Raw genomic sequence first — 23,594 nt, 5'->3', positions numbered from 1 at the left:
ATCAGGCATCCCGCCAATCAAAGCCGTCGTCGCAGAAGGCGGCAAAACGGACCGTGGTTTCGCTGATGCGAATAAGATCTCCGCTGTTCAGGGCGACGGTGCTGAGAACCGGTTTACCGTTCAGGCGGACAAGGTTGGCCTTGCCGCCATGTCCCAGATAGCATTTGCGATCTTCTGGGTCGTAGGCGATTACAGCGTGATTGCTGCGAGAGATGCCGGTGTCACCAAAATCAAGCTGGATGGCCTGATCATCGTTTCGACCGATCTGCATCAGACCTTCGGACAATGTGACGCTTGTTCCGCGGCCCGGACCGCTTGTCACCACAAGCCATCCAACGGGAAATGTCTGCTCAGCAGCTTCGGTTTTGGCGACCGGTTCTGCGGTTTCAATCAGGTCCTGAACATGCGTATCGGCACGTTCGAACCCAAGGAAAGTTGTCTTGACGCGGCCGCGACGATCCGAGGCAGGCTCGGGCGCAGGCGTGGGAGCGACGGTTTTGATTTCGTCCACCTTAGGTTCTTCAATTGCTGCCTCGGGCTCTTCCACAACGACTTCGACAACCGTGTCTTCCGGAGTTGCATCGACGACGACGATTTCTTCCGCGACCACGGTTTCCTCGGTCGCGACATGCAGTGTCACAACCTGCTCTGGTTCGGGTTCTTCCGATACCATCTCGTTTTCAGGCGTTTCCTGAATCTCGGCGATGACCTCGGTCATCACGATTTCATCCATGTCCTCGACCGTATCGTCGGCGGCGTCGGCGTCTGCCTCTTCCGTAAACTCTGGCATCTCGTCTTCGGGCAGCAACTCGTCACTGTCTTCGTAGGTTTCAGACGACGACATGTTGCCCCCGGCCAGCGCCTCGCGCAGAGCGTTGAAATCTGCAATCGGCTCGGGCTTTTCCGCCTCGGGGGCGGTGGCTTCCTCGGTTTCTGCTTCTTTAGGTTTGCCGGCACCTTCGAGAAGCCGGCTGAGAGGGCTTTTGTATTTGAACATGGTGACGACACCTTTTGTTACTGGGCACAGGCTTTCTGACCTGTGGGGCTGCTACTCACCTCTGCGCAGGATCGCGCAGCGGTACTGATGATTGAAAACTCTTGTCACTCATACTTTCCGCGGCGGGCCGGTCCCCGTCGGGGTAGCGCTGACTTTTGCGCGACCCTCAGCAAACACACACTGGCGGACTACAATTGAACCGGTCTGATCACTCCTGCACCAATTGCATGACAACTTCTGCCTCGGCGCCGTTTCTTAACACCGTCAAACGGGCCTGAGATTTGTCTTCAGAAACAAGGCTGCTCAGGATGGTATCCAAGCTTTCCGGTCCATCGATTGCAGTTCCGGTTTGCGCCTCAGAGACCAAAACGTCGCCTTCCCGCAAACCGCCTGCCGCATCGGCCGGAACGGTTTCGGTGACTGTCGTCCACGAAGCGCCGTCCGAATTGCGGATTTCGAACCCGTATCCGTTTTCAAGGCCAACCATGCGAATTGCAGGCAAAGCCAGTAGTCCGTTCTGGGCGCGTGTCTTCCCTAGCGCCCGATAACGTGCGGTGATACGGATAAAGCCGTCAGGATCGACGTTCAGGTCGTTCAGAACTTGCGCAGCAAAGGTGGCGTCAGCCTTAACCGGTTTGCCGTTCAAGGTGTAAATGGCCGCGCCACGCTGAACCCATTCACCGATTATCGACATGTCGCGGGTTGCATCTACGCCCGTGACTGCGATCACGTTGCCCGTTGAAGCCCGGCGCTTGGAGGTCTGAAACGGAATTTCAACGTCCCAGTGGGAAAACGCCACCTGAGTTTCCGCAGGTGTGCCGGTTTCCACCGGGGCGGGGGCTTCTTCGGTTGGGGTTCCGGCTGCCGGGGCGTCTGCCTCTTGTGTGGCAGCCGGTTGAACCAGGGTCTGCTCAATAGGTTCTGGCTCGGGTTCTACCTGCTTGGGTGCTTGTTCTGTCGCGACCTCAGGTGCGTCCTGAGTGTCTTCTGACAACACTTCAACTATGGGCTCGGGATTTTCTATGCTGGGGGCCAGCGATACTTCTGTATCTTGTGCCGGCGCATTGTCCGTGTCGGACATCAGGAAAAACCCACCGGCGGCCAACGCTGCAGCGACGACCGCGACGCCTGCAATCAGTTTGCCGCTGCCGCCCGATCCGCTTTTAACGACAGTGTCCACTGCCACCGGTGGTTCTTCTTTTGGCGTGAACTGGGCTAGTTCATCTTCTTTCTTGTCCTCGTTGCCCAGAACAATGTCCGAATTTCCGGCCAACAATGCCGTTACAACGGCCTCAGCGTTTTCGCTTTCGGCCTTGATGCGGGCTTTTTCTTCGGCCTCATCCTTGCGGTCCATTGCGACGATCACCGAAACGGGCCGGTAATCGAACGAGTCAAACATCACGCCCGGACCACGGAACATACGCAGCCAATCCAGCGCGCTTTGCATACGATCCGTTGCGTGGACTTCCATCGCCTTGTCGATCGCTTCCAGGAAACCCTCCGGATACCCGTTAAATCGACCGCTCAAAGGCTCGTACGGGTCTTCCTGGCTGTTGTTGAAGGCGTTCAGACGCGTTTGGCCGTCAATCGGGCGTTCACCGCTGATTGCGTGATACAGCGTCGCTGCCAGAACATACAGATCACTGCTGGGCCCTTGCTCGGCCCCGCGGACGTAGAATTCGTGTGGCGAATAGCCATCCTTGATCACACGCAGCGTCAGAAGGGCGGCGGATTGGTTGGCGGCCTGTTCCCGTGCCGCGCCAAAGTCGATCAACTCGGGCTCACCATTCTCGTCGATCAGAATGTTGTCGGGTGAGATATCCCGGTGCAACATGCCGCTTTGGTGAATGAAGGACACCGCAGACAGCATTTTCTCGGTCACCTGAACGATAAAATCAGGGCCTGCGTCGTTGTCTGGGTTTTCGACATAATCCAGAAGATCGGATCCCTGGATGAAATCCATGGCGATGTAGGCGGTATTGTTGTCCTCGAACACCTGATGAACGTCGACGATGTTGGGGTGGACAAGGCGCGCGTGATTTCGGGCTTCCTGAATGAACAGATCAATGATCGAGCGTAGATCGCTTTCAAATCCAGGTTCGACAGGCTCTACAAGATCGCCGTTTCGGCGGCACAACGCCCCCGGATAGCATTCCTTGATGACGACTTCCCGCTCAAGGCTGTTGCGTGCCAGATAGGTGATACCGAAGCCGCCATTGCTGAGAAAGCGCAGGATCTCATACTGCCCACGCAAAAGCTTGGCGCCCGGTTGAAGTCCCTCAATTTTCGGTTCGTCGTGCGTCGCATCGACAGCCTGGTTGTGGCTCATTTCTTCCCGCCCGTTCTAATCATTTTGCGGTTCATTTAACGGGGCAAACAGCCCAACAACTCACAACCAAACACAACCGCAGGACACTTGAGACTGTTAGACGTTTCAAATTTGACTTTATTGGGGCCGCCTCATGGCTTCACTGAGAACGGGAATTGCGGAGAAACTAAATATAGTAGGATACTTGTGCAAAAAACCTAAATATTGATATCTGGGGCGCAATAAATGCGGACTGAATCGCGATTTTGCAATGATTGGTGGCTGATTCCGAAACAATAGCGCCCCGATTCTGTGGTCTTCGAATCGCTGCCTTTCTGGTCAATTATAGCGCGAAACAGTCAGGTGCCGGTCTTGGACTGCACAGAGTCTGCTCGGCTGCCGGCCCATGCAAGGTTGTCGCTGAGCTGAGCCAGAATGCTGATCGCATCCCTGAGCGGGGCGTCACCGGATTCAAACTGGAGCAACAGCAACAGATCAGTGGCCTTTTCAAACTCGCCCGGAATCCAATCGGCCTCAGAGCTGATTTCCCCACCTTGCTCAAGACGCTCGGCAAAGTCTTCGACAATTTCCTGACAACTATGCAGGAAGGCAGATGGTTCGATGTCCGAGCTTTCCCTCAGTTCTTCGTAGATGCTTGCAATCGCGGCTAACCAGTCTTCGAGGATCGGGTTTTCCAGCGCCGGCATTGCGGCTTCCAGCGTCATTTGAATTGGCGAAATTTCGGGTAGGCTCGGTTCTGCCTCGGGCGGTTCAAGCGAGTCTAGATAGGGCATCAGATCCTGCTCAAGATCACTGCGCGCGGCTTCGATGTCCGACAGGCGCCGGTTCGAGGCGATTTCCAGTATATGCTCCGCCAGGTTTTGGCCCCCGCAGGTCTCCCACAGGGCAAAATCAGGTTCAGGTTCCTGCGACATGGCACGAACAGCAACAGGGGTTCCAATCGGAACCACAGACCGGAACATGTCGCCCTTTTCCTTGTTCAGGCGCGCCAGTATCCGATCCATTGCGTCTTTGACGGGTGGAAGATCGGCATGAGTAACTGCCAAGAGGCTATTGGCCCGTAGTTCCTGCGGGATCTGTGACCAAAGATGACGCTCGGTTTCCCGCCACGCGCTGGTGCCGTTGGTGCACCAGATTGCACAGTCGACGAATTTCAACAGATCAAGCGTTGGTTTGTAGGATTCGTCCAATGCGCCTGCGCCGGGAAGGTCAAACAGAGAAATCTCTTGCAGGGCGGGGGTGTTCAAGCCGACGGAAATAAAATCAGGATTGTCTGCCGCTGCCTTTTCCAACGCGATGCCCGAGTAAACTTTGGGCTCTTTGCCCCACCACCCGACGGTGGTTTCTGGTGCCTCGGCATAGGCCACGATCACCAGCGGCAGTTTCAGATGCTGCGGCCCGGTCGGCAAAATATCCGCCCCGGCCAACATATTCGCGAGGCTGGACTTACCAGCCCCGAATTCCCCTGCAAAACCGATATTCACCGCGTTTGAAAGCCGCTCGGCGTGGGCCAGCGCCCGTTCGCGCAGGTCGTTCAGCACCGGGTCCGACGGCAGTTTTTCAGTGACGGTCAGAAAGTGCTCGAGTTTGCGCACTTCCTGCTCGGTTCGGGGAAATTCGATCATTCCGCAGCCTCGGGTAGTATCTTGTTAGAGGAGTCGGGGCCAAAGACGGCTTCCAGTTCATCCGCAACACGTTGGGCGCTGTCAAACGCGTGCTGAGCCTCGGTTCTGGCGTTTGTCTCACCAGTACCAGAGCGGTGTTCAAGGTGACCCGCCAACAACGCCAGATAGTGATCCAGAACGGTATTCAGCCGTTCCATCAGGTCTGCGCGCGCGGTGTCCACCAGATCGTCGCCAATCATCTCGAATTCCTGAACGATCATCTGTTCAGCCCGCGAAACGACACTTTTTCTGGAAATCAGACGCGATAACCAAGTGACGCGTAATTCCACCGTGATGCCCCGTGTTAGGGCCGTGGTGTCCGGACGGAACCACCTGACCGCGCTGGTATTCATTCGATTGTCCGTCGTGTCCTGCCAGCCAGGAAGCGAGCGCAGGGCCGCATTGCTTTGCATGTCGACAGCGTACAATTCGCTAAGCATTCTTTGCCGCACAACCTGAGTTGCCCCTTGCACCAGTTCGCGCATGCGATCGCGCAGCGGTCCAAAGTTCAGTTCCGTTTCACCGCCCTTGGCCAGCAACGGAGACGCCCCACCGGGCCCTCTGACAACGCCCGAGACAGCCTCGGCCACGGTGTCGTCCATGACGCCACGCAGATTTGCCAGCACTTCGTCCATATCATTGACGATTCCAGCGGTCTTATTGCTGACCAATTCCCGAAGGTTTGCCAAAGTCTTATCGTTTTCAGACCCTGTGTTCGGGCTGTTTGCGGTTTCATCGTCAATGGCACGCAGATGTGCCTTGGATCGCTCAACTTCACCTTGGGCAAAGCTGTTGAGGTGCTGCCATGCCATGCGAAGATGTTCGTTCCGGGGCCCATCATTCAGGGCACTGGTCACATGCCGACGCAAGTCAGGAAGGCCAGACGCAATCATCGCCGCAAAGCGCAGCACGCCCTCGCGACTGATTGGACCGGGGCCTTGTTTGATCTCTTCCACACCGTCCAGATATTGTTTCATCTGTTCGGGATGGGCCCGCAACCAGGCTAGGACATCGTCGTGGTTAATACCGGTTTCATCGCCGGTCAGTGCATAATGCGCCCATTGCGCGCTGCCCATCAGAACATCAATGTCAGAGTTGCCCAGTGCTTTGTCCAACCCGTCCATCACATCGGAACGTACTTTGGTGGCGTCATCTGCGCCCCCACCAAGTTCATCGACGCGGTTGATGAAGACAACAATCTGTCCCAGTTCAAGCGCCTGCATCAGCCGGAACAGTTTCAGGTCTGCTCGTGACAGTGCCTGATGCGCAGACAGAACCACAACAAAGAAATCGGATTCTTTAAGATACTGACGCGAAATTTCTTCGCGGATCAGAAGGGGATCGTTAACGCCCGGCGTGTCCGTGACCGTCACCGGAAACGGGAAATGACCGATGTCGAAAAACACCTCGGCCTTGCGCGTGATGTCACTGTACAGCCCACGATCCGAACCGGGATCATACACGCCATCCTCGGACGGATCGTCGCCCGCGCAGACATAACGCGCCAAGTCTTCGGATGTGAGTTTTTCCAGATCGTGATGCTGGCCCAGCAGATGTTTGTAGCTTTCGCCCAAGCGCAGCTTGGCGCGGTTTTTCATCGCGTCGACCTGCTCTTCGATCATCTCGCGCTTATAGCTGTCCTCGTCATCGGGGAACATGTTGCGCAGCTCTTCGCCCTCCGCGATGAGGGCCTGCCACTGGCGATTGTCAAAGAAATGGAATTCTGCTCCGTCGGTTCGCCCGGACGGATGACCGAAGTGCATATCGGTAATGACAGTAGTCCATGGGTTTACGTCCGAGGGTAAATACCCGGCCTGCGCGGTAAATCCATTGATCAGCCGGGATTTACCCGCCTTGATTTGCCCGACAAACGCGATAGACGGCTTCAGGTTCGAAAGATCGCTGACGATCCGCGAGATGAACTGCTGGGTCTCTTCATTGCTGACCTCGTTCATCTCTTCGGCGATGCGTATCAACTCACGTCGTTGATTTTCACTCATAACACTTACCCTGGCTAATCCTAATCAAGGATTGAATTCGTTGAAAATTTGAATGTTAGGGGCCGGTTCATGCGTCGGCCTCGGTGAGAGTTTTCCAAAGACTGACAACTGCGCCCAATTTTCGCGCCTCGTGCACGGCTGCCGAGATCTGGCTGCCATCATGCAGGACCGCCAGTGCGGTTCCCTTCCCGCCCGAGGGTCTCAGGACGATCAATTGGGGATGATCCAGTTCCGCCGACGTATCCTTGTCCCAACCGGCCAGATCAGTGGCGAATTGTTTAAGCAGGTCACTGTCGGCATACATGGGCTGTTCGGGGGCACAGGCTCCGTCCGCTTGTATGGCTTCACCATCAGACTTGTTTATCTGAACACGTCCCTGCGCGAAACGCTCGGTACCGGCATAGAATTGGCTGGCCAACCCGTATGAGGTGTCGGTTAAATCGTCTTCTTCATGATCCGGCACGATCGAGACGACGGGCTCCGCAGGAAGCTCGATCGAATGGCATGCGTCCGAGATTTCGCGGAAGGTGATCCCGACATCATCAGCCTCCAACGCGATATCGGGTTGCAGAGAGATCAGCTCCATTGGCCCCGGTGCGGCGGCGATATCGGATACAAGTTGGGCAAGCTTTTCCGCAAGATTTTCGCGTGCTTCCGTTTCAAAGTCAGGAACAAGGCCCGAACGCACACGAAACACATCCGTGACCCGAGAGCTGTTGACTTCGATAGCAAGGCATTCGCCATTTGCGGCGGTGAATTCCAAACGACGGGGCAGAACCGTGCCACGAATTGTGCGCAGGACCTGCTCACGACGGGCGGTCGCAGTCTCTGCCGTAAGCGTTACGGCAGGATTCAGGCGCGCGACCGAAGTGCGTCCAATATCTTCGAGCAGATCGAGTATCGCTGTATCCATAGTATCGAGACCTCTTTATCCGCGCTTAAACTGCAGCCGCAACCGGCCCAAGGCTGAGATGCGATTTGGTCAGCGCCAACCCAACATTGGCGCTGTTGCGGCAGGTGTAACAGACCACGTGGTCCGGGTAGGCTTGGGTCCGCAGGAAGATATTCAGACGATCTTTTGAAAACACGGCGATCTCGCCAAATCCCGACTGCCCGGCTTCCTCGGTTCCGTTTGCGCGCAACAGCTCTTCAAAGCCGCGCACACCGCGGCCCTGAAACAGGTTGGCCACCGCTATGGCCAAGCTGTCCAGCGCGGTTGCGTCTTCCGGGCTGGCGAAACTTGTTCCCAGCAACATCCCGGTCTCCATGTCGACATACCCGGCTGCAATACAGTCGGGTATGGTATGAATTGCGGTATTTAAAGCTGCTTCGATAGACATCTTGTGCCCTGTTTTTCTGCCCTATTTTTTCTACAACACATGCCACTCTGCACCGTTATTGTCATTTGGCTTCGGGATGGAGGACACCGAATCTTTGGACTTGCGGGCGCTGTGTTCTGCCGCAATCTGGTCGAACTCCTGCAGGAAGGACCGGAACATTGATTTCAGGCCTTCCGCATCGTCTGGCAGGTCTTCATCTTCCGTAACCTCGCGCCACATGGCAGCAGCACTTAGGGGTGATCCCGCCGGGACACTTAGTAGATCTTCCAGCCTTTCGTTCTGAGCGGGTGCATCAGTTGCACTACCACTGGTCAGCGGAACAACCTGCATGTCTATCAAACCGTTGCTTTCAGGCTCTGGCTCGAATTCATCTTCCCCGTCGGTCGTCTGCTCTGCCATGAGGACTGTAATGGACGACACCGAGTCATCTGTACTCAGTTCGCCGCTTGCGTCCTCAGTGTCTTCCGCCTGCTCGGGGGTATCCGCCAATCTGTCTTCCAGAGACACCATGAACCCGTCGGGTTCAATCGCACTTTCTTCCGGTTGATCCATTTCAGGCTCTGAAGTCAGCTCAAGGCTGTCCTCTTCGAAAGACTCGGAAGGGATTTCAGACAGGTTCAGATTCTGGCTTGGCGTTTCCTTGAAAAAGGCGCGCAAGTCATCCTCTTGCTCTTGCGTTTCAGCGATGGGGGCCACCTCGGACGAGGTTTCCATTTCAGCCCGCAGGCGATCCGCTTCATCCGAGTTAATTCTGGACGCTCGGGCGGTCTCTTCTGTTCTGGCTTCTACACGGGCCGGGCGCACAGGGAAGTTGGTGACGACTTCGTTGTCAGCTTCGCTGTCGGCGATAACCGGATCGACCAGTTTCAACGGCCTTGATTGTTCGGCATTTTCTGCTGCCTTTCTTGGCCGCAGCGGTTGCACAGGCTCCGCGATCGCGAGGCTGCTGTCGACCTGGTAACGCGCCAGCAATTCGGCGCGGTTGTCCATGATCTGTTCGGTGATCTCCAGGAAGCTGTCGACCATTTTCCCGCCGCCGCTGCGCGCCCAAAGATCGGCGTCACCGCTTTTGTCGCGTGCGGTAATGGCGTCGCGTGCTGAAAACAGGATTGAGCGGTTGAACAGGTGACCTGCTTCACGATTGACCCGACGCAGAACTTTCTGGCGGTCCTTCGAAGCCAGCACATCGGCCCGCGTTACCAATAGCAACGAGTTGTTTTGCAGCCGCTCGGGCAGGGAAACCCAAGTCGCACGTTCGGTTTCGCGCCAGGCTTGCGTCGCATGGGTGCACCAAAGAACCCCATTTGCTTGCCCGACGGCGCGGCGCCAGACGTCGTCCGAAATCTTCGGGTCGGAAATTCCGGGCGTGTCGATCAGGTCAACAGCTTCCAGAATATCGGATTCAAGGAAAATACGGATGAACTGGACGTCGTTGACGCCAACCGTTTCCAACTGATCCAGTCCGATAGCCTGACGGGTGCCGTCATGACGTTGCACATAGGCCGACTGCTTACCCCAGCTAAACCAAACCGGGGGCAACTGCGTCGCCGTCACCTGCGTCGGCAAAGCTTGCGAGCGCAGCAGAAAGTTCATCAAGGTCGATTTACCGGCGCTGAACTCTCCCATAAGCGCAAAAATGGGTTTGCGCCGTGACCAGTGCTCGATACGATTCCAGGCCTTGGTAGAAACGAAGCGGGTTTGTGAATCTTTTGCCATGGTGATACTCATGCTGCCTCGTTGCTTAGATCTTTGAGAATGTCGCCCAGAATGTCGTCGCGGGATTTTTGCGGCACCATTCCAGCCATCATCGCTGCGTTCCGGTTGGGGTCATTCTCGGCGGCTGCCGAAATGCTCAGCAATGTCTCTTTTTGCTCGCGCATAAAGTCAGACAGGCTGGCACGGACGTTTTCCAAAACCGCTGCAATCTGGTTTTCTTCGATATCCTTGGTTATCGAGTTCGCTTCGGATGCAATCAGACGGGTGTAATCTGCGGCATATGCCTCGAACCCTTTTCGGCGTTGCCACCACCGTCGCCACCATGTGCTTTGAAGGTCCAGAGCAATGGTGCGCCCGATACCCAATGGCGGTGGCACCCGGGGCACGATCGGGGCTTCGATCGTGAATTCGCCCAAATGGTTGCCCAACAACTTTTGATACAGCGCCTCAATGTCTGAAGCCGCTGATGCATACAGCGCCCCGGCGTCCTTGCGCATGGAGCGCGCAAAGCTGAAATACGCCGCTTTTTGCAGGGTTCTCAAACCAGCAGGATCGTATTGCCACGTCCCTTCCTCACCGTTTTGTTCAAGATGCGCAATCAGCGAGTCCGTCGCGCGTTTGACAAAATTTGTCTCGGCAGATTTCAGCCTTTCCAAAACCTTATCGCGCAGGGACGAGGTCAGATCAGCCGCTTTCTTTTCGTATTGTTCAGTGACCTTTTCGATGGCCTCTTCGGTCGAAACGCCATCCAGATCGCGGACAACGCCTTCGCCGCCTGACAGTGTTTTGGCAACCGCCGTTGCGCGGATCTGGCTTGCGATATTGCGCGCCTTGTGGCGCACCCGTTCCAGCAGCCGGTGCCCCGCGCCTTCGGCTATGCGTTCATTCATGGCCAGCAACAGATCCGGCAACCCGGACAGCGCCCAAATCTTGTCCAAAGACGGGGCCTGATCCCCAAACCCGGCCGCCAGATAGAAGGTGTTCAACGCCTGACGGGAATCTTCGTTCAAAATGTCAGGGTTGCCCGTAAGCGCGGCTTCGGCCCAAAGCGCGCTGCCGAACACGACGCTAGTGTTTGCGTCGATATTGTTTTGTTTCAACGTGTCCTGGATCCGGTCGCGAATTTCAGGGACCTGATTAACCGGATCGGCCAGTTCGTCGATCCGGTTTACGAACAGAATGATCTGACGGTTCTCGAACTGCGCAATGATCCGCATCAGCGCCATGTCCATGGTCGTCAGGGCCTGACTTGCGGCCAAAACAACGACGCACACCTCGGATCCGCGCAGGCTGCGCAGGGTGATCTGCTCGCGCACCATGAAGGTATCGTTGACACCCGGCGTGTCGCAGAGTTTCAGAGATATCGGGTATTGCGGGATATCCATGTACAGTTCCGCAGATTTTGTAACATCTGCAAACCGCCCTGTTTTGGGGTTGATGTCAGGATCATCCTGATCGCCCAGGCACACGTAACGCTGGATCAGTTCTTCGTCGAAATAGTCATACTGATGGCTCTGGCCAAGGATCAGGTCGAAGTGTTTGCCAAGGCGTTCTTCGGACTTCTCCTTCATCTCTCCGATTTGGCGGCGAATGTCGTCCATTTCGTCGTCTGCGCCGGCCCGGTTGGCCAATTCGCCAAGACGCCCGCCGCCCACCATCAGGTTATCCCATTCTTCCTGCTCAAAGAATGTGAACTTAGATTTGGTGTCGCCTTCGGTACGAGTATTGATGTTCAGCGTCGTGACAACCGACGTCCATGGGTTCACGTCAGACGGCAAAAGGGCAGGGCGCCCGGCCAGAATGTTCACGATCGAGGACTTGCCGGCCTTGACCTGCCCAACCAGTGTCACGCTGGCGGTGAAGCTTTCCATACGAGTCTTGAGCGTGGCAAGACGGGCGGATGAGCGCGCGTCCGCCACCTCTGTCAGTTGGTCGATCTGCGTGGTCAGGGCTGCCATCGCCGATGTCATGGGCGTTAGAGCCTCGTTTCCGACGGACAGAAGATGGTCATTGCGCGCCATGATTAGCCTCCGGTTCCTGTTGCCGCCATGTGATGCTGCACCTGATCGGCTTGGGTGCTGGTCAGCAGATCAATGCGGGCAATCAAATTCAGTGCGTTGCCCAAAATTGCGGCCTCGGCGCTGGGGGAAATCTTGTCGAAGGCGGTCTCATCGGCCAGAACTTCGATTGAGCTGAACTGCTCGCTGTTCTCCAGACAAGCTACGCTGCGTCCGGTCGGAAACCCGGCGGATTTGGTTTCAGGCAGCGGCATACGCGAGTTAGCAAGCAAATAGTGGCCACCCGAATGCGTGCGGAGCGCGACTCCAAAACCCGTGTCGGGGTGGTCGCGGCTCAGGGTCTTGAGTTCACCGAGAAAGCTCTCGCGTGCAAGACCAACAGCGTCTTGCTCGGCAGCAGCGGAAGTCATCATATTGGTCACGGTTAAGCCCTTGTTTTTGAGTTGAGCAGATAGAACTCGTACAGCGCCCGAAGGCAAAAAGACTCAGTAAGTCCACATGCACATCAATGACCCCCAAGGCGGAATTTGTTTGACGCGAATAAGATTTTTTGGCGTTTGAATTGTGGCGCAATTGTGATGCGGTGGCTGTGCCGCGCTTTCACTTAGAAAGGCATTACATGATTTCACACTGGTTTTATTGACTGCTTTCGCACCTAAAGACGACTCTTGGTACATCAATTTGTGCAAAGCCAAGAACGGGTGCCGCCAGGTCACAAAGAATATTGAGAACGGGTGCACTTTCCCCCTCGCACTTGGTTTCAAGCTTTGCTATTGACCCGGTCATCGTGCGGGTGTGGCGAAATTGGTAGACGCACCAGATTTAGGTTCTGGCGCCGCAAGGCGTGGGGGTTCAAGTCCCTCCACCCGCACCATTTTTTCAAACACAAATATCGGAGTTCTAATGCGGCGCTTTTCGCCTGTCAGCTTCGATGGATTTCTTCACAATATCTACTGAAAAATAGGGCTGTAGAGAGTGCTCAAAAGACACACTAACGACCGAATGCCAGTCAGTTAGTCTCTTTTTGGGACTTCCTTTTTGAGATCGACTTTCTCTAAATTAGTGAGGAAGTACAAACAAAAAAAGAGGACATCGAGTTGGTTAAAGTCGCTAAAATTTCAATCATTGCATTGATGGCTGCACTTCCTGGCATGAGTTTCGCACAAGAGGTTACAGGTGTCGCGACCTTGGGATACGGCACTGGAGACATTTCTGACGGAGGCGGAGACTTTGGAAGTTTCACTGCAGACGCTATTGCAACCGTAAACTTCGAAAATGGCCTGTTTTGGGGCCTTGGTGCAAAATACATCTATCTAGACCCAGATGACGTCCCGGGTGACGAAACCATCTATAATCTGGACACCAACCTGAATTATCAGTTCTCGAACGGAGCCGTCATTGGCGGCTACATTGAATATGCTGATGACGAGATTGACACTGGGCTGGGGTTTGATCTTTCCGGGAATTCTACATCTTACGGCGTTTCCGGCGGATATGTTTCGGGCGGCGCAGGCTTTGAGGCTTGGGTAGGTCAAACTGATACTTCCCCCAGCCTTCCGGGGGGTGATGATTTTCTCGATTACGGCGCGCTATTCCGTTATCAGCTAACTGAAGAAGGCGTATTCGGTGGGCATATCGCTCGTAGCGATGCCTCTGTCGGAAGCGTAGACTTGGACCTGTACAGTTTAGGACTTGGCGGTCGTTTCGAGTTCGCACCTGGCTGGGGCGCATTTGGCGGCATCTCACGTCAGTCCCTCACAGACTTTGACGTCGACGCAACCACCTTTGGCCTTGGCGTCGACTACAACTTGGTAAACGTAACCGACTTCCCACTTCAGCTGTCCTTGGAATTGTCCCGCACAAACCTGGATGCTGGTGGTGCCGACGCTGACATTGACACAGTACGCTTCGGTCTCACTGTGCCATTCGGGGGGAGAACCTCTGCGACACCTTTGAACAGCGTTGCGCGCGCGGCGATGGCACCGCGTTACAACACATTTAATACGCTGGTTGATACAGCATTCTAAAGAATTGCCTGTAGCTAATTGAAGGGGCGGATAGTCCAAATTTCCGCCTCTTTTTCTTTGCGAGCAATAATTGTGGAAGCGCTAAAGCCGCGTCAAAGTACGCGGGCAAGAAAGGCCTTGGTTCTGGGCTCGCTGGGGTTGGAAAAAAGCGTTTCTGGCGGGCCTTGTTCCAGGATTCGGCCCGCATCAAGGAAACACACCTTGTCGGCTAGTTCACGTGCAAAGCCCATCTCGTGCGTAGCAAGAACCATTGTCATCCCCTGTTTTCGCAGGTCGCGAAGCACGTCTAGAACTTCGCCGACCAGTTCAGGGTCCAGCGCACTTGTAATCTCGTCAAACAGCATGATCTGCGGCTCCATCGCAAGCGCCCGGATGATTGCCACACGCTGCTGTTGTCCCCCTGATAGCTGATCCGGATAGTGATCCATCCGTTCACCCAGACCGAAACGGGTAAAAAGTTGCGCGACCCGCGTGCGCAGGTCTTCTCTGCTTAGTCCACGCACGCGACGCGGGGCAAGCATCACGTTCTCCGCCGCTGTCATATGCGGGAACAGGTTATAGCTTTGAAAGACTATGCCGATTTTCTGGCGTACAGGCTGAGGGTCCAGGCCCGGCTCGGAAATATCTGTCCCGTCCAGCCAGATCGAACCATCGTCAATCGGTTCCAACAGGTTCATACAGCGCAGAAGCGTAGACTTGCCTGAGCCAGACGCGCCGATCAGGCACACCATCTCACCTTCAGCGATATCAAGATCAATGCCTTTGCAGACTTCGTGGTCGTCGAATCGCTTTCGTACCCCGCGCAAGGATAACTTCGCCGTCATGTGCGCGCCTTGTTTTGTTTGTTCATCAGGTAATCCGCGTATCGCGTCGCAGGTATGGTCAGTGCCAGAAAGATCAGCGCAGCGCCGACATAGGGCGTGAAATTGGCGTAGAGCGATTTATAGACACCCGCCTGACGGAAAATCTCGACCGGGCCGATAAAAGACAACAGCGCAACGTCTTTCTGCAGGGCGATGAAGAGGTTCATATTGGCGGGAACCACATTTCGAATGGCCTGAGGCAGCACAACATAGCGCATGGTGTCCCGATCGCTGAGGCCCAGTGAAGCCGCTGCCGCGCGCTGTGAATGGTGGATCGAGTCGATTCCCGAACGGATTACCTCGGCCACGTAAGCGGAGTAGACCAGAACCAGTGCCAAGGTGCCCCAGATATACGGGCTGTTCCATGGCCTTGGCAGGCCCAGACCGGGTATGCCAAAGCCGATAATGTAGATGACAAGTACGACAGGCAGGCCGCGGAAGATGTCGGTATATGCGATCCCGAATAGTCGCAATGGAAACAACGCGGGCGCGCGGGTGTCCCGACACAGCGCGATGGCAAGGCCAGTGATCGCGATCAGCGGCGCGGACCACGCAAAGATCATCACGTTCACAAGAAAGGCTTCTAGTAAGCCGGGAAAGGTTGCTGTGAACACCCTGCCGTTGAAAAAGGCGCGTTGAACCGCATCCCAACCGGGGGCGAGCGGAACTAGAACGACGAGCGCTAGGATAACGCTGACCGTCGAAATCAAGGCGATCCGATTGGACCGCCGCCGTATCCCGGCCTCATAGATTTCGCGACGCGTTGGCGCTGTGGTCGAACGCTCGGCTACGCCTTTTTGCAACGATGTTTCGTCCATTTATTTGATGACCGGCACACCCGTCGCCTCGGACAACCATTGCGCTTCTATGGCCGCAAGCTCACCGCTTTCGGTCAGTTCCGTGATGGCCGCATCGACACATTCCCTCAGCGCGCTGCCGTCTTCCATCAAAAGGCCGAACTGGTCGGGGCTTTCCGATTGATCCGGAGGGAACTGTCCCAGCAAGGCGCCACCTTCCACCACAACGGCCGACAGATACAGCGCGGTCGGCAAGTCATAGAGTGCGGCATCAATCTGGCCCGCCATGATAGCGGCGTTCACATCGGCGTTGTCGTTGTAAAGCAGCGGCTCATCCGCGGGCTGGATAACTTCGTTCAGCATGGGAATCGCTGTGGTGGTGGCCACCGCACCCCATTTTAGCCCCTTGAGGCTGTCCAACGTTGCTTGGGCACCTGAATCGACAACATTCTGGGTGGTCAGAACCGCCATGGCAGATGTGTAGTAAGGCAAGCTGAAATCGACCATTTCCTCGCGTTCAGGCGTGATCGAGTATTGCTGCATGTTGAAGTCAAAGTTCTTGGCTCCGGGCTGGATCGCCTCGTCAAAACTTGTGCGGACCCACGTTACGTTGTCTTTCCCGAAACCCATTTTTTCGGCGATGGCGTAGGCGACAGCGGCTTCAAACCCTTCGCCGCTTTCTGGCGCGTCGTTCATAATCCAAGGATAATAGGCCGGGTTTCCGGTCGCGATTGTCAGCGTGCCTTCTGTCAGTGTTTTCCCTGCCGCGCACATCCCGTCGCCCGCAGCAAACGCTGCGGTTGCAGAGACAATTGCGGTCAAAGCCGTGCAAGCAATCAGTTTCATCTAAACGACTCCCTATTTTTTGATTGCGCACAGGTTCTTACGGGCAGGCGGATTTGTCTAGGGCAACAGTCGTATGGGCTTGGGCACCCGGCTTCCAAGACAGACGTCAATTTCAACGCACTGGCTGGAAGCAAAAGCTTAAGCGCAGTATCATGGCGTGGAAGGAGTGTGATATGGCGCCCAAAACCGCAGGTTCCACACCGCCGGACAGCCCGGCCCAGTCCCAACCGTCCATACAAGCGGTCAGGAAGGTGACTACGCAGGACGTTTCAGCATCATTGAAAGCCGGGTTTTCAGACTTTCTTGCGCGCCCTGTGATGAGCGGTTTTTTTGGTCTGTTCTACGCGGTTTTCGGAGTCCTGTTTGTGTGGTGTCTGGTCTGGCTGGGCAAGATTTGGATGATTATTCCCGCCGCCGTCGGCTTTCCTTTGGTCGCACCTTTCGCGGCGGCAGGATTATATGAAATGTCGCGGCGGTTGCAGAAGGGTCAGAACTTTGGCTGGTCTGAAATCCTTACTGTCATGGCCAATCAGCGGAAACGTGAAATGGGTTGGATGGCCTTTGTTACCCTGTTCATTTTCTGGGTGTGGATCTATCAGATACGGCTATGGCTGGCGATTATTCTGAAAGATGCCTCTTTTTCGAATTTTGACGGGTTCCTGAACACCATATTCTTTACGCCGCAAGGGTGGACCTTTCTTGTAATCGGGACCTGCGCAGGCGCGTTTTTGTCAACTGTCCTGTTTTCGGTGACGGTCGTGGCCATGCCCATGTTGCTTGACCGGGAAACCGATTTCGTCACAGCGATGCTGACGTCAATCCGGGTGGTGACGGAAAGCCCACTGGTCATGCTCAGTTGGGCGGCGATCATTTCGGTCACTATGCTGTTGTCGTTGGTTCCAGCGTTTCTGGGGCTGATCTTCACCCTGCCCATCCTTGGTCACACGACCTGGCATCTTTATCAAAAGGCTCTGCCTCCGGCAGGTGAATGAGGTCGTCAATTCGGGTCGAATTTGATCCATATGCGACGAAAAACAATTCGCTGTTGCGGCCCATTCTACGAGCCGTAACCCTATTACCTATCGAATTGGCTTGAGGGGGTTAGCCAGATTGTTGATATCTAGCCTAGATGTGGGTGAGGGAATGAATTGAAAATAATTATTAAAACAAAGCGTTGGCAAGCGGTTGCAGTAGCGTTTTGTCATGTTTCAGCCGACGCCCGGGGCACGGTATAGACCGATTGTGGGTTCTCGCTTAGCCTTTGGGGTGAGAAACCCATATGGAACGTCGGCTTACAACGATAGTTGCTGCGGACATCGCTGGATTCTCGCGATTGGTCGCCGCAGACGAAGAGGGAACGCTTTCGGCACAGCGCTCTCACCGTGACGCGTTGCTTGATCCCCTGATCGAAAAATACTCGGGTCGCGTTGCGAATACCGCCGGCGACAGCTTGCTGATCGAGTTTCCCTCAGCGGTGCAGGCGGTTCGGTTTGCGATTGATACGCAAACCGGGATGGCGCGGCGAAACGAAAGAATCCCACCGGACCGGCGTATTGCTTACCGGATCGGAATAAACATCGGCGATGTCGTACCTGAAGGCGATGACCTGCTTGGCGACGGGGTTAACGTCGCGGCGCGGCTTGAGCAATTGGCACCGGCGGGCGGCGTATTGCTGAGCCGTGCGGTACGGGATCAGGTGAGGGACAAGCTGAATGTCAACCTGAAGGATTTGGGTGAAGTTCGGGTCAAGAACCTGTCTCGATCCATTAGGGCATTCCAGATTGAAAATGGAGCCGAAGCAGCATCGCCGCCCAAATCCGAACAGATCAGCCCGGCAATCTTGCTTGTCGCGGGCATCGCTCTGCTCATTACCGCTAGCGCGTGGTGGTGGTTCCAGCGGGGGAACTTGGCGCAACAGGATGTGGACGGGTATGTGCAGAACATGCCTGATGACTCTTCTCTGGCGGTCTTGGCGTTTGACTATATCGGCCCCGGAGAGGCTGAACATGGGTATCTGGCTGACGGAATAAGTGAGAATATCACGACGAACCTTGCCAAGTTGCCGGACTTGCTGGTCATCGGTCAGGATACAAGTTCGAAAGACAGCGGTGAGGGCCTTAGCAGTCGTGACATCGCGGCGCGTTATGGGGTTCGTTACGTGCTTGAGGGCAGCGTCCAGAAATCTGGCGAAGACCTTAGGATATCGGCCAAGCTACTTGATGCCACGTCGGGAAAATATCTTTGGTCTGAGACATTTAACCGAAAATCAGGTGATTTCTTTGATATTCAGGACGAAATTACTTTGTCCGTGCTAGAGCAGGTTTACCGCGGGACGGTAGACGGCGGCAGGGTGACGCTGCGCGAAACAAATGACCTTGTGGCATTTGCGGAAAACGCAAAGGGGCGCGCGCATCGGGTTCGCTTCACCGCCGAAGACAACAAGACGGCGCGTAAGCATTACCAGGCGGCGCTTGAACGTGACGCAAGATATGTTGATGCGCTGGTTGGTATGGCATTTACACATATCATGGATGTTAGGCTTGGATTTTCCAGGGACCCGAAAGAGTCGCTTGCCCTTGCCGAAGATCATCTTGCAATGGCGCTCGACATCGACCCCGGGCGTCCGGCCACTCTGTCCAACCTGGCTGTATTACGCGTCGTACAGAAGCGAGGGGAAGAGGCGCAGGAATACGCCCATCTCGCGTTGGAGGGGGGGACGGGTGACGCCAGGGTCATTCGAAGTGCTGCTTGGGTATTAAAATATGCAGGTGCGGCCGAAGAGTCTCTTCCGTATTTTACCAGAGCAAAGCGCATGACCCCGGTTTCCCTGTGGTGGCTGATCGTGGACGAATACGGTGCGCTGATTGACGCTGGCGAATTTGAGCGCGCCAACGCTTTGACCGACGCTTTCTTGGAAGTATTACCCGAAACTTACCGGGCTGAATTTCTGACCTGGCCTGCCGTCGCCGCGTGGAAGAGCGGCGATACTGAAAGAGCACAGGCATTTATTTCTGAGGCAAGAAGGCTAAAGCCAGGGATTTCTATCGCCAGTATCCACCCTTTTGATCTGGCCTATATCGAACAGTCGATACCTGAACGCAGGTATGAGGTGTTGCGCGAACTTGGTCTTGAGGATTGATCGGCACAAGGGGCGCAGACGTTCTTAGCCCGACCCGGGCGGGCCTTGATCCAGAAGATCCTTCAGCGCGGCTGCGATGTTCAGAAACGCATCTGGCCGCTGCATGAGCTCTTCGTGCTTCATTTCAAGCATGTGACAGGTTTTGCGGCGCAAATGCGTGTCCAGAACATCGCCAGTTGCAAGCGACGGATTGCCGGGCGTCAGGAACACATGGGCCGGTTGGTCAAGTCTAGGCACGCGGAAGTCACTGATCGCCAACCCATGAGAGATTTCTACAGCTTCGATATGGAGATCTTTTGAATCCGGTTGCTCATGCAGCGCGGCCATGGTCGCAGGCAGGGTGTGTTTTGCCTTGGCTTTTCGTTTGAAATTCCGAAACAGGTATCGCCAGCGTTTATATGTTCGATAAAATATCGGCTGCAGTTTTGGTTCTTCGCCCACCATTTTTATCGGAGGATCAAGCAGAACCAAGCCTTTAATCCTGTCCTGCCCCAACTGTCGGGCCAGTTCCATGACCAACGGGCAACCGGCTGAATATCCGCATAAAACGATCGGCCCCGTGTTTTCCGATTGATCCAAGTAGGACTTAGCGTCTGACGCCAGATCATCGAAGGTTTTGCCAACTGGAATGTCCATCCCTTGTGTCCGGTGGCTTCGGATGAGGACAACGGAATAATCTGGGCCAAGGCTGCGCGCCATATAGCGGCTGAATTGGACCGAACAATGCGCGATGACAACGGTCGTCTTACCGGGTCCGGGGTTTGACACCTGAATTGTACTGTCGTTTTCAGAAAATGTGACGTTCGTCATCCGGTCCGTGATTCGCTTTGCCAGTTCGGCGACCGTGGGACATCTGAACAGGTCGGTCGGTTCAAACTCCAATCCCATTTCCTGACCCTTCGCATAGGCGGCGATGGTCGTCAGGCTGTCACCTCCCATATCAAAGAAATTTGCGTCCCGCGTGGTGCAAGCTGTGCGCAACACGTCGGAAAAAAGTTCTGCAAGCAGCCCTTCCAATTCCCCCTCGGGCGGGTCGCCGACCTGTACCTGCCTGACGTCTGAGACCATTCGGGCCAGTGTCTGCAGGTCTGTTTTGCCGTTTGGAAGTTGCGGGAACCTGTCGATGTTCACGACCAGGTTTGGATGAAAATGACTTGGTAAAGTTGCCTGGATGTGCCCACTGACAGTCTGACATAACGCCTCGTCTGCCGGACCTTCGATTGCGATCGCGATACTTTTGGAAGCTGCTTGATCAAGCACGACAGCCGCGACGGGTTGATTGGGTGTAACGGTGCTGGCTGCGGTTTCTATTTCGGAAAGCTCAACGCGGTGGCCGCGAATTTTGACCTGTGAGTCCTTGCGCCCCAGAAATGTGATGTGCCCTGACGCATCTGCTATTCCCAAGTCTCCAGTCCTGTAGGCTTGTATGTCCTTCAAGCCAGTATGGAAAAAGCGTTCCTGAGTTTGAATGGCATTGTTCAGATAGCCGCGCGCAACTGTTCGACCGGCCACAACGATTTCGCCAATCTTACCGGCGCTGACAGGGCAATCGTCAGCGTCGACAACTCCGACCCAAGTACCGGGGATTGCAGAGCCGATCGGGATGTCCGCATCTTCAACATGGCTGGTCGCATCATAGGCTGTGCACCAGACGGTTGCTTCGGTTGGGCCATATTCGTTCACCAATCGGCGACCGGGAAGAACCGTTCGAAATTGCCTGACGATGGTTGGGTACAAAGGCTCTCCGGCCGTGATCACGGTTCTCAGGCTTTCAAGATCGCGACTTGGAACCGCCGAAAGAAGCGCCTGCGCCAATCCTGGAAGGCAAAGAGTGTGCGTTACCCGGTGATGCGAAATCAACCTGCCAAGCTTCAACGGTTCCTGTTCGGCACGACTTGGTGCGACCAAGAGTTTCCCACCTGAGCACAAGGTCCAATAAATGCCGGCCACAGAGCTGTCGAATGCCAGCGAAGACAAAAGCAGAAAGACGCTTGGCCGTTCCTTGTAGTACGTGTCTCTTGCGGCGGTTGATAGTGCCAATCCCCGACGCGTAATCTCGACCCCTTTGGGTAAACTTTGAGACCCGGACGTGAACATGACGTAAGCTCTTTCACCGTGCCTCACGTCCACACTGTCCATTGGATTGCCTAAAGAGCTTAGCAAAACGTGGTGAGCGCCGGTTTCAGGCAGCTTGGTGCGTCCGATCTGGTCGGTGACGATGTGACGGGCTTCGATTGCGTTCAGGACTTGCGAGATACGCTCCGAAGGGTAGTCCAAGTCCAAAGGGACATAGGCCGCGCCGGACATCATAACGCCTAAGAAGGCCGAGATCGCCGCGGGTCCACGCGGCAACGCCACCGGCACAATGTCTGTTGTTTTGACCCCGGCATCCACCAAAGCCTGTGCAATCTTCCGCGCGCCGAGCGAAAGTTCCGCATAAGTAAGCGTAGCCTCGCCATCAGATATCGCTACTGCTTGGGGCGAGTTTCGGGCGCAACTTAGAAATCGTTCAATGACATCTTCGCTGTCCGGTTCCGGCGAAGGTTTCATGGCGTCTTGCGCTTGCCGCAACAAATTCTTGACCGCGACTTTTGGGTCATTTGTGATTGCTGACAAGATATCTTTGTAATCGGTGATCACGGACTCCACGTCTTCTGAGCTGAGACTCGAAGGATCGTGGTATAGTTCGACAGTCAGTCTGTCTTGTGGCGTCACCAACAGGGTAAGTGGGTAGTTGCTGAATTGTGTTGTCTTCAGGCGGGTCATGTCGACGTCGCCCAAATCCATGTCCAATTGTGCAAGCCCTTCGTTGACGAACAGCGTATCGAACAAAGGCGTGCCACTGGTAAACGGCGCACAGGATTGTACCTCGGCAAGCGACGCATATTCATGCTTGCGACGCGCAAGGTCTGAGCGCGCGTGATCAAGCAGGAAATTCTCAACCGGCTGCGCAGGGTCGATTTTGCACCGCACGGGCAGAGTATTGACGAATGCGCCTATGGCCTTTGCAATTCCGGGGATCTCGGGTGGTCGGCCCGCAGTTGTCGTACCAAAGACCACATCGTCTTGTTGCAGCAGTCGCCGCAGCGTCAAACCCCATGCGGCCGACAGAATAACGTTTGAAGTCACTTTAAGCTGACGCGCCAGATTCTCGACCGAAGTCATCAGCTCATGACCCAGTTCTTCCACCCGCCTTTCCTGAAGCGCCGCTTCCGAGCTTGTTGCCGTGGTTTGCAAGGTGCTGGGTTCTGTGAGGCCTGAAAACTGGTCGGTCCAAAACGCTCGATTTGTCAGGTTTTTTTGTTTTCGTCGCCAAATGAGGTAGCTTTTGAAGCTGGGCGCCTGGTCGCGCACAGCGTTTGGATTCCTGTAGGATGCACACACATCTTGAAGCGCGACCCCTGTCGACCATCCGTCGCTGATCAAATGGTGAGCCGTCCAGACCAGTCGCCACGCTGAGTCAGACAACTTGATCAGGGTTACTGCCATCAAAGGTGGTTTTTTGAGGTCGAAGCGACGAATTTGTTCCAGCCGCAGCAGATCGTCCCACCGCTGATCGACATTCCTGACGCCGCTCCAATCAAGTTCGGTCCAAGGCAGGTTGATCTCTTCGCGTACGGCCTGCACGGGTTGTTTTACGCCTTCCCATACGAAACCGGCATGAAGCGCATCACGCCCTGCCAGCATCGCTTTGAAGGCACGTTTAAAGCGGTTCGGATCCAGCGGGCCGTTTAAGGCGCAACTGATGACTGCAACATACTGTCCCCCCAGGGCTGCCTCACCCACAGTATGAAACAGCATTCCCTGCTGGGCCGGGGTCAGCGGCAGGATATCTGCAACGCCTTTGGGAAGCCCCAT

The 23,594-nt window shown here is 55.3% G+C and carries 16 protein-coding genes and 1 tRNA gene; 4 read left to right on the top strand and 13 right to left on the bottom strand.

What is annotated here, in order from left to right; genetic code table 11:
• Position 1: 1 nt before the first annotated feature.
• The 9 genes from GOV87_RS15215 to GOV87_RS15175 form a co-directional block, all read right to left on the bottom strand.
• Positions 2–997 (bottom strand): FHA domain-containing protein, encoded by a 996-nt coding sequence (locus GOV87_RS15215; protein WP_171212358.1) that lies wholly within the window; start codon positions 995–997, stop codon positions 2–4.
• Positions 998–1,205: 208 nt separating this feature from the next.
• Positions 1,206–3,326 carry a protein kinase gene (locus tag GOV87_RS15210; RefSeq protein ID WP_171212357.1) on the bottom strand — a complete coding sequence of 707 codons (2,121 nt, stop codon included), beginning with the start codon at positions 3,324–3,326 and terminating at the stop codon, positions 1,206–1,208.
• A 338-nt stretch (positions 3,327–3,664) separates the two neighbouring features.
• Positions 3,665–4,951: a dynamin family protein gene (locus GOV87_RS15205; protein ID WP_171212356.1), complete on the bottom strand. Its 1,287-nt coding sequence runs from the start codon at positions 4,949–4,951 to the stop codon at positions 3,665–3,667.
• Positions 4,948–6,990: a dynamin family protein gene (locus GOV87_RS15200; protein WP_171212355.1), complete on the bottom strand. Its 2,043-nt coding sequence runs from the start codon at positions 6,988–6,990 to the stop codon at positions 4,948–4,950. The genes GOV87_RS15205 and GOV87_RS15200 overlap by 4 nt, the downstream gene beginning before the upstream one ends.
• 67 nt (positions 6,991–7,057) lie before the next feature.
• Positions 7,058–7,903 carry a hypothetical protein gene (locus GOV87_RS15195; RefSeq protein WP_171212354.1) on the bottom strand — a complete coding sequence of 282 codons (846 nt, stop codon included), beginning with the start codon at positions 7,901–7,903 and terminating at the stop codon, positions 7,058–7,060.
• Between the two features lie 25 nt (positions 7,904–7,928).
• Complete coding sequence (locus GOV87_RS15190; RefSeq protein ID WP_171123262.1) at positions 7,929–8,330, bottom strand: hypothetical protein; 402 nt, start codon at positions 8,328–8,330, stop codon at positions 7,929–7,931.
• Between the two features lie 30 nt (positions 8,331–8,360).
• Entirely contained in the window at positions 8,361–10,046 is a 1,686-nt protein-coding gene (locus GOV87_RS15185; RefSeq protein ID WP_171212353.1) for a dynamin family protein, read from the bottom strand.
• A gap of 8 nt (positions 10,047–10,054) precedes the next feature.
• Entirely contained in the window at positions 10,055–12,067 is a 2,013-nt protein-coding gene (locus GOV87_RS15180; protein ID WP_171123258.1) for a dynamin family protein, read from the bottom strand.
• Positions 12,068–12,069: 2 nt separating this feature from the next.
• Entirely contained in the window at positions 12,070–12,477 is a 408-nt protein-coding gene (locus GOV87_RS15175) for a hypothetical protein (protein WP_174825885.1), read from the bottom strand.
• A gap of 376 nt (positions 12,478–12,853) precedes the next feature.
• Between GOV87_RS15175 and GOV87_RS15170 the strand changes: the two genes are divergently transcribed.
• Positions 12,854–12,938, top strand: a tRNA-Leu gene (locus GOV87_RS15170).
• 259 nt (positions 12,939–13,197) lie between these two features.
• Positions 13,198–14,091 carry a hypothetical protein gene (locus GOV87_RS15165; RefSeq protein WP_171212352.1) on the top strand — a complete coding sequence of 298 codons (894 nt, stop codon included), beginning with the start codon at positions 13,198–13,200 and terminating at the stop codon, positions 14,089–14,091.
• A gap of 92 nt (positions 14,092–14,183) precedes the next feature.
• Here the strand turns inward: GOV87_RS15165 and GOV87_RS15160 are convergent, their stop codons facing one another.
• Genes GOV87_RS15160 through GOV87_RS15150 form a run of 3 tightly spaced genes read right to left on the bottom strand, consistent with a single transcriptional unit; the run spans position 14,184 to position 16,597 of the window.
• Entirely contained in the window at positions 14,184–14,915 is a 732-nt protein-coding gene (locus GOV87_RS15160) for an amino acid ABC transporter ATP-binding protein (RefSeq protein ID WP_171212351.1), read from the bottom strand.
• On the bottom strand, positions 14,912–15,772 hold the full coding sequence (locus tag GOV87_RS15155; protein ID WP_171212350.1) for an amino acid ABC transporter permease: 861 nt from the start codon (positions 15,770–15,772) through the stop codon (positions 14,912–14,914). The genes GOV87_RS15160 and GOV87_RS15155 overlap by 4 nt, the downstream gene beginning before the upstream one ends.
• On the bottom strand, positions 15,773–16,597 hold the full coding sequence (locus tag GOV87_RS15150) for an ABC transporter substrate-binding protein (RefSeq protein ID WP_171212349.1): 825 nt from the start codon (positions 16,595–16,597) through the stop codon (positions 15,773–15,775). It lies immediately after the preceding gene.
• Between the two features lie 173 nt (positions 16,598–16,770).
• Between GOV87_RS15150 and GOV87_RS15145 the strand changes: the two genes are divergently transcribed.
• Both GOV87_RS15145 and GOV87_RS15140 read left to right on the top strand, forming a co-directional pair.
• Positions 16,771–17,589 carry a DUF2189 domain-containing protein gene (locus GOV87_RS15145; protein ID WP_171212348.1) on the top strand — a complete coding sequence of 273 codons (819 nt, stop codon included), beginning with the start codon at positions 16,771–16,773 and terminating at the stop codon, positions 17,587–17,589.
• A gap of 287 nt (positions 17,590–17,876) precedes the next feature.
• Positions 17,877–19,736 carry an adenylate/guanylate cyclase domain-containing protein gene (locus GOV87_RS15140; protein ID WP_171212347.1) on the top strand — a complete coding sequence of 620 codons (1,860 nt, stop codon included), beginning with the start codon at positions 17,877–17,879 and terminating at the stop codon, positions 19,734–19,736.
• Positions 19,737–19,760: 24 nt separating this feature from the next.
• Here GOV87_RS15140 and GOV87_RS15135 read toward each other — a convergent pair whose 3' ends face one another.
• Positions 19,761–23,594, bottom strand: a complete 3,834-nt coding sequence (locus GOV87_RS15135) for a non-ribosomal peptide synthetase (RefSeq protein WP_171212346.1) — start codon at positions 23,592–23,594, stop codon at positions 19,761–19,763.

Origin of the sequence: Ruegeria sp. HKCCA5426 (assembly GCF_013034585.1) — a bacterium.
Taxonomy (GTDB): domain Bacteria; phylum Pseudomonadota; class Alphaproteobacteria; order Rhodobacterales; family Rhodobacteraceae; genus Ruegeria.
The sequence above is the reverse complement of the archived record's forward strand: the minus strand, read 5'-3'. Positions and strand labels throughout refer to the sequence as shown.

What these genes read in the sequence shown, in the direction of transcription:
- GOV87_RS15215 (WP_171212358.1), bottom strand. Translation starts at nt 997, where the DNA reads ATGTTCAAATACAAAAGCCCTCTCAGCCGGCTTCTCGAAGGTGCCGGC.
- GOV87_RS15210 (WP_171212357.1), bottom strand. Translation starts at nt 3,326, where the DNA reads ATGAGCCACAACCAGGCTGTCGATGCGACGCACGACGAACCGAAAATT.
- GOV87_RS15205 (WP_171212356.1), bottom strand. Translation starts at nt 4,951, where the DNA reads ATGATCGAATTTCCCCGAACCGAGCAGGAAGTGCGCAAACTCGAGCAC.
- GOV87_RS15200 (WP_171212355.1), bottom strand. Translation starts at nt 6,990, where the DNA reads ATGAGTGAAAATCAACGACGTGAGTTGATACGCATCGCCGAAGAGATG.
- GOV87_RS15195 (WP_171212354.1), bottom strand. Translation starts at nt 7,903, where the DNA reads ATGGATACAGCGATACTCGATCTGCTCGAAGATATTGGACGCACTTCG.
- GOV87_RS15190 (WP_171123262.1), bottom strand. Translation starts at nt 8,330, where the DNA reads ATGTCTATCGAAGCAGCTTTAAATACCGCAATTCATACCATACCCGAC.
- GOV87_RS15185 (WP_171212353.1), bottom strand. Translation starts at nt 10,046, where the DNA reads ATGGCAAAAGATTCACAAACCCGCTTCGTTTCTACCAAGGCCTGGAAT.
- GOV87_RS15180 (WP_171123258.1), bottom strand. Translation starts at nt 12,067, where the DNA reads ATGGCGCGCAATGACCATCTTCTGTCCGTCGGAAACGAGGCTCTAACG.
- GOV87_RS15175 (WP_174825885.1), bottom strand. Translation starts at nt 12,477, where the DNA reads ATGATGACTTCCGCTGCTGCCGAGCAAGACGCTGTTGGTCTTGCACGC.
- GOV87_RS15165 (WP_171212352.1), top strand. Translation starts at nt 13,198, where the DNA reads ATGGCTGCACTTCCTGGCATGAGTTTCGCACAAGAGGTTACAGGTGTC.
- GOV87_RS15160 (WP_171212351.1), bottom strand. Translation starts at nt 14,915, where the DNA reads ATGACGGCGAAGTTATCCTTGCGCGGGGTACGAAAGCGATTCGACGAC.
- GOV87_RS15155 (WP_171212350.1), bottom strand. Translation starts at nt 15,772, where the DNA reads ATGGACGAAACATCGTTGCAAAAAGGCGTAGCCGAGCGTTCGACCACA.
- GOV87_RS15150 (WP_171212349.1), bottom strand. Translation starts at nt 16,597, where the DNA reads ATGAAACTGATTGCTTGCACGGCTTTGACCGCAATTGTCTCTGCAACC.
- GOV87_RS15145 (WP_171212348.1), top strand. Translation starts at nt 16,771, where the DNA reads ATGGCGCCCAAAACCGCAGGTTCCACACCGCCGGACAGCCCGGCCCAG.
- GOV87_RS15140 (WP_171212347.1), top strand. Translation starts at nt 17,877, where the DNA reads ATGGAACGTCGGCTTACAACGATAGTTGCTGCGGACATCGCTGGATTC.
- GOV87_RS15135 (WP_171212346.1), bottom strand. Translation starts at nt 23,594, where the DNA reads ATGGGGCTTCCCAAAGGCGTTGCAGATATCCTGCCGCTGACCCCGGCC.